This is a genomic window from Streptomyces sp. Y7 (assembly GCF_043195415.1).
In the GTDB taxonomy this organism is placed as follows: Bacteria; Actinomycetota; Actinomycetes; order Streptomycetales; family Streptomycetaceae; genus Streptomyces.
Genome location: NZ_JBIDDQ010000015.1, coordinates 83134 through 95920 on the forward strand (window position 1 = coordinate 83134; position 12787 = coordinate 95920).

The following is a 12787-nucleotide window of genomic DNA, read 5'->3' on the forward strand; positions in this document are numbered from 1 at the left end:
CAGGACTGCCGTGAACCCTCGATTTACTGCCACTTCCGAGGCACACTGGCAGCATGCTGAAGAACGTCGCCGCCGTCCTCCTCGACGGTGTGCACCTCTTTGAAATGGGCGTCGTCTGCGAGGTGTTCGGCATCGACCGCAGCGACGAGGGGCTGCCCACGTACGACTTCGCCGTCGTCTCGGCGGAGGGGCCGACGCTGGGCACCCATGTCGGCGGACTCTCCGTCTCCACGCCCTACGGTCTGGAGCGGCTGGAGGAGGCCGACCTGATCGCGGTACCGGCCGGCAGCGACTATGCCGTGCGCGACTATCCGCCCGAGCTGCTGGCCTGCCTGGTCAGGGCCGTGGAGCGGGGCGCGCGGGTGCTCAGCGTGTGCTCCGGCGTTTTCGTGCTGGGCGCCGCCGGACTGCTCGACGGACGACGGTGCAGTGCGCACTGGAAGCACGCGGACGACCTGTCCCGACGGCACCCGGAGGCGGTCGTCGAGCCGGACGTGCTCTATGTCGACGAAGGGCCGGTGGTCACCAGCGCCGGCACCGCCGCCGGCATCGACGCCTGTCTGCACATCGTGCGCCAGGAGCAGGGACCCGAGGTCGCCAACAAGATCGCCCGGCGCATGGTGGTGCCGCCGCACCGCGACGGCGGGCAGGCCCAGTACATCGAGCGCCCGCTGCCGCGCTCCCAGTGCGACACGGTCGGCGAGGTGCTGGCCTGGATGGAGCGCCACCTCGACCGGGACGTCACGGTCGAGCAGCTCGCCGAGCGCGCGCACATGTCCCCGCGCACCTTCGCCCGCCGCTTCCAGCAGGAGACGGGGACGACTCCCTACCGCTGGATCCTGCGCCAACGCGTACTGCTGGCGCAGGAGTTGCTGGAGGCGACGGACGAGACGGTGGACGCGATCGCGGGCCGAACGGGGTTCGGCACCGCGGCCGCGCTGCGTCATCAGTTCGTCCAGGCGCTGGGGACGACACCCCAGGCCTACCGGCGGACGTTCCAGGGACCGAGCGCCGCGTAGTCACTCACTGGCTCTGCCGTGCCACCGGCCTGAGCAGCAGCGTGTGCGGGTGCAGGGTGATGCCCACCCGGGTCGCGTCGTTGGAGCCGGACACCTGCTCGAAGCGGTACGCGGTGGACAGGGCCGACGTGATCAGCGTCAGCATCGCCATGGAGAAGTGATCGCTCGGGCACTTGCGGTTCCCGACGCCGAACGGGCTCATGGCGTATTTCGGTACCTCCTTGGCGCGTTCCGGAAGCCAGCGGTCCGGGTCGAAGTCGAGGTTGCGCGCGTAGGACTTCGGGTCGCGCTGCACGGCGTAGGGGCTGTAGACGATGTCGGCCCCGGCCGGAATGCGATAACCACCGAGTGACGTATCGGTCACCGCACGTCGTGTGAGAATCCAGATCGCGGGGCGCAAACGCATCGCCTCCACCACGACATTGTTGGTGTGCCGCAGGCTGCGGACGTCCCCGAATGCCACGGGACGCCCGCCGGTGACGGATTCGACCTCCGCGCGCACCTTGTCGGCATGTTCCGGATGTTCCGCGAGCACATGGAGCAGCCACAAGATCGTGGAGGCCACCGTTTCGGCGCCCGCGGTGAATATCGCGACGACCTGATCGTGGATCTCCTGCTCCCCGATGGGGTCGCCATTCTCGTCCGTCGCCTCCAGCAATGCGGTCAGCAAATCGTCCGGCTTTTGACCGGATGCCCGGCGTTCGGCGACGACCTCGTCGACCAGGAGATGGAAATCGGCCAGGGCGCCGTTGAATGCGCGGTTGGCTGGGAGAGGCAGCTTGTAAAGCGGCCCGAGCGGGATCACCATGCGCCGGTACATACCGCGGAAGAGCGTGTCGAGCGCGGCGCACAGCCGGTCGGCCCGCTCGTCCATGTACGCGCCGCGCAGCAGACACCGGGCGACGACGCGCACCGCGATCCGGAAGGACTCGGCCGTGCAGTCGACCGTCTCGCCGGGCCGCCAGCGCTGCGTCAGCGCATGCGCCTCCTCCTCCATGATCGGCCCGTAGCCGGGGATCGCGTCGAGCCGGAAGGCGGGCTGGATGGTGCGCCGCTGACGCCGGTGGCGGGGGCCGTTGGCGGTGGCCACGCCCTCCTTGCCGAGCAGGCTCTCCAGGGACTCCCACAGCGGCCCGGCGATGTGGAAGTCGGTGCTCAGGGCCAGCGCGCCGGTGAGGTCGGGCGAGGTGACGGCGTACACCGTCTTGGGTCCGAGCTTGATCCGTACGACGTCACCGTGATCGCGCAGCGTCGTCACGAAGGCCAGCGGATCACGGAGCATCCGCCAGCCGTGGCCGAGAAGCGGAACTCCGCCGCCCGCGAGGGGCGGTTCACGCAGTTCCGAGGCCGCACGGGGCTGGGCCTCGGGGCGTACCGACTCGACGGTCATTTCTCACCTGCCGCTTCGTTGTTGACGTACGGGGGCGTGGACCGGTCGTCCCAGCTGTCCACCCGGTAACGGCCGGACTCGTGGTGGAACCAGTAGACGGAGCTGAACCAGTTGCGCATATTGCCGACGCAGGCGCGCACGGCGGCGCAGAGTTGCGCCCCCCACAAGGTGCCGTCGGCGAGCAGCCCCGCGAATTGCAGAGCCTCGCGCTCGGCCACGAGGAAATCGGCGACGCAATCCTCGACCCGTCGCCTGACTTCCGTCACCGTCTCTTCGAGCGTCAGCCCCTTGTGGGTGATGAGACTGATTCCGAGATTGTGTACCTCGTCGCCCGCGATCTCCTTCGGGAATGAACACAGATCGTTGTACCAGGCGGCGAATTCCTGACTCAGTAGAGCCGCCCGTCGAAATGCGGGATGTTGCCGCACGGAGTCCGGCAGTTCCATTCCTGCGCTCGGCTCCAGCAGATCGGTCCAGATCGCGTGGGCGAACGTGAGCCGACGCAGTTCGAGGTATTCCTCGACGGTGGGTATTGTCCCTGTGCTGCGGTTGTGGAATTCCTGGTCGTAGGCCTCGATCACGGCATGGAAGTGCCGGGCGAAGCGGATGTTCCAGCTGTGCGGCAGGAACGAGTACAGCCGCGTCACGGTGTCCGCGAGCCCCGCGACCAGCGGGTCCGCGTGGTGCAGATGGTCCTGCGGGGAGTCGAGCGCCAGATGCAGCAGGTCCCTGAGCCGCCGCCACGCGCCGGCTCGCTGATGGACGATGTCACGGTCATGGCGGTCGTCCCAGACGAAGAACCACGCGCTGTAGTCCGCAATCGCCTGGAGCACCTCGTCGGGGGCCCCTATGTAGTACCCCGCCATCAGGTCCGTATAGCAAAGGCCGTCGGCATATTCTTCGACCTTGTCGGCCGGCATCAGACGCTTTTTCAGCAGCCAGGCACGGGTCTTCTCCTGGAGCCGGGGCCAATACGGATGCAGTTGCCTGGGAAAGGCCGCTTCGATCATCGGGAGAGAGAGCGACGGTGGAACCGGGACCGCCGTCGGTGTCGCTGTGGTGCTGTCCGAGAAAGCATGCACGAACAAACTCCTCTCAGCCGCCAGTTGTGCCGTCGTGCACGCCCCTCCCGCTGTGCCGGGCGTGCGCCGTCGCGTATCCCCGCACTTCCATTCAGCACCATAACTGACCGTTTTGGGAACGGATTTGCTTCTTTCACTACCCCCGAGTGCCGAGATTCTCCCTCTTTGTGACTGGATTTGGATCACTACTTGCGTGTAAGGGTTCGAACATGCGACGGACATGCGAACGGCGCCTGGTCAGGAGGGGGAACCTGACCAGGCGCCGTGCGTAGGGGACTTGTGGGGCCGAAGGGCCGTGCTCAGTCGTTGGCGACCACGGGGTAGCGGGGCTCGTTCTCGGCCATCTGCCGCAGCGCGTCCTTGCGCTCGCGCTTGGAGAGCCGGTCGATGTAGAGGTAGCCGTACAGGTGGTCCGTCTCGTGCTGCAAACACCGAGCGAAGTAGCCGGTGCCACGGACCTTGATCGGGTTGCCCTTCTCGTCCTGCCCGGTCACCTCGGCGTAGTCGGGCCGGGCCAGCGGCGCGTACGCGGTCGGCACCGACAGACAGCCCTCGTTGCTGTCGTCCAGCCGGCGGCGCTCCGCGGGCAGCTCGACGAGCACGGGGTTGCAGACGACACCGACGTGCCGCTCGCCCTGGTCGTCCTGGCAGTCGTAGACGAAGACCTTCAGGTCGACGCCGATCTGGTTGGCGGCCAGGCCCACGCCCTCGGCGGTGCGCTGCGAGGCGAACATGTCCGCCACCAGCTGGTCCAGCTCGGCGCCGAACTCGGTGACGTCCTTGCACTCCTTGTGCAGGACCGGGTTCCCCACCACGGTGATCGGCCGCGAGGTGCCGCGCTCACGCCAGGCGTTCTCGCGCTCCTCCGTGTCCTCGGTGTCGACGACGAACCCCTCGTCGTCCACGGGGAGCACGCCCGCGTGCTGCTGCTCGGTGTCCTGCTGGGCCATGACCGACGTATGCCTTCCTGCACAAGAAAAAGAGGGGTGATGCTGATACAGGGTACGGGGGACGCGCCCCGACAGGGGCGCGGGGAAATGTGCGACCAGCCCCACACAGCCCGCGGCCTGCGGACGGCCTCGCCCTCGACGCGACTAGCAGACTTCTTCCAGATCCCGCCAGTCCCGGGAGTCCGGACTGTCCGCAACCCACCCGTCCAGCAACCCCCGAACCAGCCCGGCCGGCGCAGCCACCCCGCACTCCCGCTCCGGCACCCACAGCTGCCCGTCCGTCCGGTGCCCGAGCGGCCCCGGATGCCCCGGCTCACTGTGATCGTGCGGATCCAGATGCTCCCCGTCACCCTCGTCCGACGGCATCCGCGACTCGGAGCACATCCGGCACAGCAGCCGCACGGAGGACGACCAGTCCTCCGCCGCGAACCCGGCGTCGGCGGCGAGCTGCTCCAGCGCGTCCCGGTCGGCCTCGGTGGCGGCCTCCAGGAGGACCACCCAGGTGGGCACGGGTGAGGGAGCCCACAGCTCGATCTCGTCGAAGACGGGGAAGGAGTGCCCGGCCGCCGTGGTCCGCTCGCCGTGCGGCACCCCGTCGTGCAGCACGACCTCGCCCCAGCGCCGCCCGGAGGACGGCAGCGGAATCGACAGCACCTCGATCCGGGCGGGGTCCAGCCGCCGCCCCCACACGACCTCGGCCTCCCCCTCCGGGGACAGCCGTACCGCCGCGCTGCCGAGGTCCATGCCGGCCGGCTCACCGGACTCGGTCGCCCCGCCGGGCACCCGCAGCCCGTACGCCTGCCAGGCCCGCCGGGCCAGTGGCCAGTCCTGCAGCGCGGTGGCGGCGATGCCGACGTTCCACCAGTCGGGCGCCCCGGTCTCCCGGTCCAGCAGCGCCACGGCACGCAGTCCGGCCGCCCGGGCCTGTTCCCAGTCGTGCCGGAACTTGTGCAGCAGCGCGAGGTTGAACCAGGACTCCGAAAGCCAGGGCTCCAGATCGGCGGCACGTGTCAGCAGCGCGCCCGCGTCCTCGTACCGGCCGTCGCCGATGAGCGTGAAAGCCCGGTCGGTGGCCTGCCGCCAGGAGGCGGAGGGCCGGTGCCGTCCCTTGCCGAAGATCCTCACGATTCCCGCCTGCCAGTTCCGTGGAGTGGGCTGGCTAGTGCTCGCCCCCGGACACACTCTCATTCGCATCCAACCACGTACGGCTGGAAGGGCGCTCATTACCCATGGGTTACCCAGCCACGGCCGGTGTCAGACCGCCCGTCCGTCACCCTCCACCACCCTGCCCGAGGCTCCCCCGGAGCCGCATGCCCGACGGCATCGCCAGCGCGCCGGCCCGACGACTCGACAGGACCCGCGCCAGCGATCCCACCACTTCCGGTGAGTAGTCACCGGAAGTACCCAGCCGCAGCTCCTCCAGGGCCTTCAGCGGGCCGTCCGGCCCGGCGTCCCGCGCCTTCTCCTCGTAGGCGTTGACCGCCCGCACGATCCGCGCGGCGACCGGCTGCTCCGGACCGGGGTCGGCGAGCCGCTCCACGACCGTCGCGACCTGCGGACTCACCCCGGTCTGCCGTACGACCGCGCCGCCGAGCAGCGCGATCCTGCGCTGCTCCTCGACGGGCAGTACGGCGGTGGCGCCGGCCGGCACCGGGTCGACCAGGCTGAGCTGCCCGATGTCGTGCATGAGGGCCGCGTACTCCAGCACGGTGAGCTCGGCCTCCGACAGACCCAGGTCCCGGCCGACCTCCCGGCTGAGCTCGGCCACCCGCCGGGCGTGTCCCGCCGGGGTGTACCCGGCGATCTCGGTGGCCCGGGCCAGGGAGGCGATGGTCTGCCGGTAGGTAGTGCGCACGGCGGCGTACCGGCGGACGGACATCTGGGTGAGCAGCAGGGGCAGCGAGAAGACGGGCAGCGCCCACAGTCCGACCACGGCGACCGCCAGCGCCATCACCGCGCCCGTCGCGCAGACGGCCGATCCGACCCCGAGGGTCGCCCGCAGCTGGTCCCGCAGCAGCGGCCCGAACGGCCACCGGGTGCGCGCGTGCGCCAGCGCCGCCGCGAGCACGGCGTCGCACAGGGTGGTGAGGGTGAGGATCGCCAGCAGGAGCAGCGCGTAGGAGGTGCCCCAGCCGTGGAACGTGCCCTGGTTGAACAGGGGTTGGAAGCAGGCCGCGGCGAAGCCGACGGTGAGCACGCGCCGGGCGAGATGGTCCAGCACGGGCCGGCCGCGCGCGATGTGCGGGACGCTGCCGAGCAGCGAGGCGGCCAGGACGACCCCGATGACCTGGGCGACGCCGTGCTCCGAGGGCTCGCCGCCGCTCTCCCCGAGCAGGGCGTACGCCAGCGCGGCGGCTGCTCCCAGCGGCGCGGCCTCCCTGCCCTCGGCACCGGTCCAGCGGGTGAGCTCACCGAGGGTGACGAGCACCCCGAAGGCGAGGGCGATGCCGCGGTCGACGAGGCCGCCCCCCAGCATGCCGAGCAGACAGCCGGCGGCGAGCAGGGCGGCACAGCCGTGCACGAGGGTGAGCAGGGCCGGTGGCCGCGGGCCGCTCATCGGTGCGCTCCGGGGGCGCCCGCGACCTGCGGACGGGGCACGGGCGCGGGGCTCTCGTCGGCGGTCACGGCGGGGTGCCAGCCGTGCTGGTCGACGGCCCGTACGAGGGCGGTGACCATCCGGGGGTCGAACTGCGAGCCCGCGCACTTCTCCAGCTCGCGCAGGGCGACGGGCACGGGCCGGGCCCGTGAGTAGGAACGCGTCGACGTCATCGCATCGAAGGCGTCCGCGACGGCCACCACCCGCGCCGACTCCGGGATCTGACTTCCGCTCAGTCCGTAGGGGTAGCCGGTGCCGTCCAGCCGCTCGTGGTGATGCAGGACGGCGGCCCGTGCCTCGCCGAGGAAGGAGATCCCGCGGACCATCTCGTGTCCGTACTCGGGGTGCAGCTCGATGACGCGTCGTTCCTCGGGCGTCAGCGGCCCGTTCTTGCGCAGCAACCGGGTGGGCACGCCGAGCTTGCCGACGTCGTGCAGGATCCCGGCGAAGCGGAGCACCTCGATGCGCTCGTCGGCCAGGCCCAGCTCACGGGCGATCATCATGGTGGCCCGGCCGACCCGCTCGCTGTGGCCGCGGGTGTAGCCGTCCTTGATGTCGACGGCCTGGACGAGCGCCCGGATGGTGGCCTGGTGGGCCGAGCGTTCCCGGTGGTACTGGGCGGACGCCCACCACGAGACGCACATCGGCAGCAGCACGAGCAGCGCGGAGACGGGGCCGTAGGGACTGCGCCACAGCACGGCCATCATCAGCCCGGCGAGACCGTGCACGGCGATCGGGGCGAGCGAGCGCGGGAACAGCCCGCGCCAGGCCCGGCGTACCGGCCGGCGCTCGGCGAGCGCGAGGATCCCGCCGTCCAGCGCGGTCAGGACCACGCAGAACGTCAGGACCGCGGCTCCGGCGTGCACCAGCACATGCGGGAAGTCGGCCGCCACCACGGCCTCCCGCTCGCCCAGCGTCCGGTACACCCATGCGGCCGGCCACACGGCGACCACCAGCTGGGCGGCGCGCCACAGCCGCCGCAGCGGCTGGGGCCTGCCGCCGGCCGGGGCGATCAGCGCCCCCGGCACCGCGACCAGCGCGGCGGCGGACGGTGACAGCAGGAAGGCGGCGGCGAGGAGCACCGGGTAGAACGAGCCGGACAGCCGCTCACCCCCGGCGTAGAGCGCGGCCAGCAGGACCACGGCCCACCAGGGGGTGCGCGTCGACGGCAGTGCGTGCAGACACCACAGGGCACCGAGAGCGACGAGGCCGATGTAGACACGGGCCCGTACGGGTGTCGCTTCCATACGCCCCTCCCCGGCCGCGCGCTTCAGGCATGGGAGCCTAGGGCGGCGAGGGGGAGGTTCGTGGTGCTACGACCGGGGGATTAGCACGTTCGAGTGACGGGCGTGCGTTCAGGATTCCTGTGGCGCTGCCGAGACGTCGTGCTCGGGCACGGCCTGTCCGGAACGGATCAGATCGAGCCGTCCGAGGACCTTCGCGCGCAGGTCGGTGGGCACGTCGTCATGTCCGCAGCACCGCTTGACCAGCTTCTTCACGGCCTCTTCGAGCCCGTACTTCTCCAGGCACGGCGAGCACTCCTGGAAGTGCTGCTTGAACTTGTCGCGGTCGACGTCCGGCATCTCGCTGTCGAGGAACTCGTAGAGATGATCGAGTACCTCAGAGCAGTCCGTCTCGTGCGGCTCTCCGCAGCTCATGAGCCCGAGCCTTTCGCTTCGTTCGACTCTCCGGCGCCGGCCGGGACCAGCCCGCGCTCACGGGCGTAGTCCTCGAGCATGCCGCGCAGTTGACGGCGGCCCCGGTGCAGCCGGGACATCACCGTACCGATGGGTGTCCCCATGATGTCCGCGATCTCCTTGTACGCAAAGCCCTCTACGTCGGCCAGATACACGGCGATGCGGAACTCCTCGGGGATGGCCTGGAGCGCTTCCTTCACGTCCGAGTCCGGCAGGTGGTCGAGCGCCTGCGACTCCGCGGAGCGCAGACCCGTCGACATGTGCGACTCGGCACGCGCGAGCTGCCAGTCCTCGATCTCCTCGGCCGCGGAGCGCTGGGGTTCACGCTGCTTCTTGCGGTACGAGTTGATGAAGGTGTTGGTGAGGATCCGGTACAGCCACGCCTTGAGGTTGGTGCCCTCGCGGAACTGGTGGAAGGACGCGTACGCCTTGGCGTACGTCTCCTGCACCAGGTCCTCCGCGTCGGCCGGGTTGCGCGTCATGCGCAGTGCGGCCGAATACATCTGGTCGAGGAATTCGAGCGCGTCCCGCTCGAAGCGCGCGCTGCGCTCGGCGGTCGACTCCGTGGACGGGTCCACGCTCGTGCCCAGGCCCTCGGGCTGCTCCGCCTGGCCGTTGTCGGTCCCTGCGTCGGTACCGGGAACCGGACCCACCTCCTCAAGATTGCGGGCAGGGCCGAAACCGGTCCCACCTGAATCGGAGGATAGACGACCTGCCGTACCCGCCGCCCCTCGAATAGGAGCGGTCTTGGCCGCGTGCAGCACCGTCCAGTCCAGGTCGGCGCGGCTGCTGCGGCTCTGGCAGTGGGTCGAACCCATGCGGCGGACTCCCTCTCCTACGACATCGGCGCTGGTGCTTCAGCACCCGTGTCCGCCACAACAGAGGCCGGGTCCGCATCATTCCCGAAGCTTTACCTCAGTGACCCGGCCCACTTCACCGCCGCGTCCGTGATGATCGCCACGGCCTCGTCCTGGCCGAGGGGCGCCCGCTTGGGCACCGCGAAGCCGTGATCGCCGTACGGCACCTCGACCAGTTCGTGGTCGCCGGCCGGGAACTCCTCGGGGCTGCCGAAGGGGTCGTTGCCGCCCTGGACGACGAGGGTGGGCACCCCGGCGCCGAGCAGTTCCTCGGCGCGGGACTTCTCGGGCCTGCCCGGCGGGTGCAGGGGGAAGCTGAGCGCGAGCACGGCGTGCGCGCCGAGTTCGACGGCGGTACGGCAGGCGACGCGGGCGCCCGCGCTGCGGCCGCCGGAGATCACGGGCAGCCCCGGCGCGGCGAGCGCGGGCCACACGCCCCGCCAGCCGACGTCCAGCGTCCTCGGCGCGGGCGCCACCTTCTTGCCGGCCACCCGCCAGGGCTGCTCGACGAGGGCGACGGTCACGCCGTGGGCGGGCAGGACCTCGGCGAGCGCCACCAAATCACGCGCCCCGATGCCGCCGCCGGCGCCGTGGCTCGCGGCCAGGACCAGCCGTGCCTTCTTCGCACGGTGCCAGGTGATGCGGGCGTCCCCCGCATCCGTACCGATGATCTCGGTCGTCACATCAGACTCGGTCGTCACGTCAGAAAAGTGTGCCCTCTTCGGGCCCGTCCAGCTCCTTCAGCAGCTCCGGGCCGTTGTTGCGGACGTTGCTGACCAGCGTGGAGACGGGATAGGCGCGCATCAGCCCGGCGGGCGGCGCGGTCAGCAGCGTGCGCAGTTCCTCGGGGTCCTTGCGGGACGGGTCGAGCCAGGCGTCCCAGCGGTCCGGTGTCAGCATCAGCGGCATCCGGGGGTGGATCTCGGCGAGCGTGTGCGGGCCCTCCTCGGGCGCGACGGCCAGCGGGGTCGTCTCGGCCTCCGTGGTGATGACGGAGCAGGTCACCCACCAGGCCTGCGGGTGCTCGTCCGGCAGCGTGCTGTCCCGCCAGAACTCGTACAGTCCGGCCATCGCGAACACCGACCCGTCGGCGGGCAGCACGAAGTACGGCTGCTTGCGCGGCCGTTTCCGCTTCCCCTCGACCTCCAGGTCCCGCTCCTGCGTGCCGGTGACCCACTCGTAGTAGCCGTCGGCGGGGATGATGCAGCGCCGGGAGGTGAACGCCCGCCGGTACGACGGCTTCTCGTGCACCGTCTCCGCGCGCGCGTTGATCATCTTGAAGGCGCTCTCGGGGGTCTTGGACCAGCTGGGCACCAGTCCCCACTTCAGCTTGCGCAGCTGCCGGACCGGCCGCGGGTCGTCCGCGTCCTTCAAGGTGCGGTCGAGGACGACGTGGACCTCCTTGGTCGGAGCCACGTTGTAGTCCGCCTCGAGGGTCTCCTCGGGCTCCCACTTCTCGATCTCGAAGATTCCCGCGAGATCCTCGGGCCCACGACTGGCCGCATACCGTCCGCACATCTGCAATCACCCCTCCGAGCTGACGTTCAAGAGTGGCAGACCGCTTCCGCACGAGCCACGGCGCTCCGCCGTCGATCAGCCCTTCCGGTCTTCCGCCGTGAGGTGTGCGGCGAAGAACTCGTCGATGCGCCGCCAGGCGTCGACGGCGGACTCCGGGTGCGGCCTGATCCCGGCGACACGCATCAGCGGACGCAGGGCGCGCGGTCCGACCTCGGCGTCGTTGAGGAAGGAGTGCCCGGCCCGCGGGTACTCCTTGACGTCGTGGACGACGCCGAGCCGGTCGAGCGCCGCCTCCAGTGCGGGCGCCGCGCCGCGCAGCGTACGGTCGCGGGCCCCGTAGCTCGCGACGACGGGGCAGGCGCCGTCGAGCGCCGCGTCGAGATCCTTCGGCGGACGGCCGTAGTTGACGGAGGCGGCGTCGAACTCGCCGTCGCTCAGCGCGAGGAGGGCGAACGAGCCGCCCATGCAGAAGCCGATGACGCCGATCCGCCCGGTGCAGTCGGGATCCTGGGCGAGGCGGGTGCGGGCCGCCCCGATGTCGTGGAAGGCACGGCCGTGTCCGGACAGGGCCGCCCGGAAGGTCGGCACCAGGCAGCGCACGGCCCCTCCGTCGGTGAAGAGGTCCGGCATCAGGACGAGGTACCCGGCGCTCGCGAGCCGGTCCGCCTGGCGGTGCATCACGTCATTGACGCCCAGCGCCTCGTGGACCACGACGACACCGGGCCACGGGCCCGGCCCGGCGGGCCGGGTGAGATGGCCGGTGAGCCGACGGGAGCCGCCGCGGGCGGCGCTGAGCCCGGTGAGGTCGACGGTGGTGGTCGTGACGGGCATGCGGTCCTCCGGAGGAGGGGCGTGGACGGGACGGCCGGGCCGAAGCCTACGGCGCGATGAAGGGTCCGACGTTCTTGCGGAAGTCCTTGGGCCGCACTTCGTTGTAGTACTTGTCCGCGTCCTCGCCCTCCGAGGTGAGCATGTACACCGGGCACTCGTCGGACCTGGCCTCCCCCGTGTGCCGGTACAGCTCCTTGCCGGTGCGTGCCTCGACGACCTTCAGGAGGTACGAGGTGTTGTACGTGCGCACCTTGAACGGTTTGCCGTCGTCACCCTCCATGTCGCACACCTTGCCGGTCGCGGTCGCCTTGGTGCGCTCGACGCAGACGACCAGCTCGGCCTTGGCCGGCTTGGCCGCGTAGCCGAGGAACCAGCCCTTGGGGTAGTCGCCGGCGGACGGCTCGGACTGCGACCAGTCGTCACCGGACCTGTTCATGAGCATCGCCGGGTGCACGGTCTTCTTCGTGCGGTCGTACGCGGGCAGCCCCGGGTAGCCGAGCCCGTCCGTGCACACCCGCTCCAGGTCCGCGGCGAACGCCGGTACGTCCGGTCCGTCCGCCGCCGAGCCCGTCGACGGCGATCCGCCGGAATCCCCTCCCGTACCGGCGGTGAGCGACGAGCACCCGCACAGCGCCACGCCCAGAAGCCCGGCGGTGATCCATCCGACGCCACGCGGCGTTGAAGACATGTCGGCAACCCCCGATCGAAGAAAGAACAGCAGGCAGGGCATGTCCCCCCGAGCCATGCCCTGTCCCCCGTGCCCTGCTGGAGGAAAGCGTGCCGCCCGCCGGCCACCGCCGACATCGGGGAAGAGCCCCCATGTAGTGGCGCGGCCCCTGTGACTTGT

13 protein-coding genes are annotated in these 12787 nt (G+C 70.6%); 1 reads left to right on the forward strand and 12 read right to left on the reverse strand.

The window, feature by feature from the left end:
* Positions 1-53: 53 nt before the first annotated feature.
* Positions 54-1019, forward strand: coding sequence for a helix-turn-helix domain-containing protein (locus ACGFW6_RS29755; protein ID WP_393516445.1), 966 nt, complete (start codon positions 54-56; stop codon positions 1017-1019).
* Positions 1020-1023: 4 nt separating this feature from the next.
* Here the strand turns inward: ACGFW6_RS29755 and ACGFW6_RS29760 are convergent, their stop codons facing one another.
* From ACGFW6_RS29760 to ACGFW6_RS29815, 12 genes are all read right to left on the reverse strand, one after another.
* Positions 1024-2409 (reverse strand): cytochrome P450, encoded by a 1386-nt coding sequence (locus ACGFW6_RS29760; protein WP_393516448.1) that lies wholly within the window; start codon positions 2407-2409, stop codon positions 1024-1026.
* Complete coding sequence (gene cyc1, locus ACGFW6_RS29765) at positions 2406-3491, reverse strand: epi-isozizaene synthase (protein WP_393516451.1); 1086 nt, start codon at positions 3489-3491, stop codon at positions 2406-2408. Before cyc1 ends, ACGFW6_RS29760 begins: the two co-directional genes overlap by 4 nt.
* 299 nt (positions 3492-3790) lie before the next feature.
* A complete protein-coding gene (def, locus tag ACGFW6_RS29770; protein WP_393516454.1) occupies positions 3791-4441 on the reverse strand; it encodes a peptide deformylase in 651 nt (216 codons plus the stop codon).
* Between the two features lie 144 nt (positions 4442-4585).
* Positions 4586-5566, reverse strand: coding sequence for a tetratricopeptide repeat protein (locus ACGFW6_RS29775; protein ID WP_393516457.1), 981 nt, complete (start codon positions 5564-5566; stop codon positions 4586-4588).
* 145 nt (positions 5567-5711) lie between these two features.
* Complete coding sequence (locus ACGFW6_RS29780) at positions 5712-6998, reverse strand: HD-GYP domain-containing protein (protein ID WP_393516460.1); 1287 nt, start codon at positions 6996-6998, stop codon at positions 5712-5714.
* Positions 6995-8284: an HD-GYP domain-containing protein gene (locus tag ACGFW6_RS29785; RefSeq protein ID WP_393516463.1), complete on the reverse strand. Its 1290-nt coding sequence runs from the start codon at positions 8282-8284 to the stop codon at positions 6995-6997. Before ACGFW6_RS29785 ends, ACGFW6_RS29780 begins: the two co-directional genes overlap by 4 nt.
* Positions 8285-8392: 108 nt before the next feature.
* Entirely contained in the window at positions 8393-8695 is a 303-nt protein-coding gene (gene rsrA, locus ACGFW6_RS29790) for a mycothiol system anti-sigma-R factor (RefSeq protein WP_393516466.1), read from the reverse strand.
* Positions 8692-9387 carry an RNA polymerase sigma factor SigR gene (gene sigR / locus ACGFW6_RS29795; protein ID WP_393516695.1) on the reverse strand — a complete coding sequence of 232 codons (696 nt, stop codon included), beginning with the start codon at positions 9385-9387 and terminating at the stop codon, positions 8692-8694. The genes rsrA and sigR overlap by 4 nt, the downstream gene beginning before the upstream one ends.
* Before the next feature lie 257 nt (positions 9388-9644).
* A complete protein-coding gene (locus ACGFW6_RS29800) occupies positions 9645-10274 on the reverse strand; it encodes an alpha/beta family hydrolase (protein ID WP_393516698.1) in 630 nt (209 codons plus the stop codon).
* A 19-nt stretch (positions 10275-10293) separates the two neighbouring features.
* Positions 10294-11109, reverse strand: a complete 816-nt coding sequence (locus ACGFW6_RS29805) for an SOS response-associated peptidase (protein ID WP_393516469.1) — start codon at positions 11107-11109, stop codon at positions 10294-10296.
* Between the two features lie 75 nt (positions 11110-11184).
* Positions 11185-11940: a dienelactone hydrolase family protein gene (locus ACGFW6_RS29810; RefSeq protein ID WP_393516472.1), complete on the reverse strand. Its 756-nt coding sequence runs from the start codon at positions 11938-11940 to the stop codon at positions 11185-11187.
* 46 nt (positions 11941-11986) lie between these two features.
* Entirely contained in the window at positions 11987-12628 is a 642-nt protein-coding gene (locus ACGFW6_RS29815) for a hypothetical protein (protein ID WP_393516475.1), read from the reverse strand.
* Positions 12629-12787 lie beyond the last annotated feature (159 nt).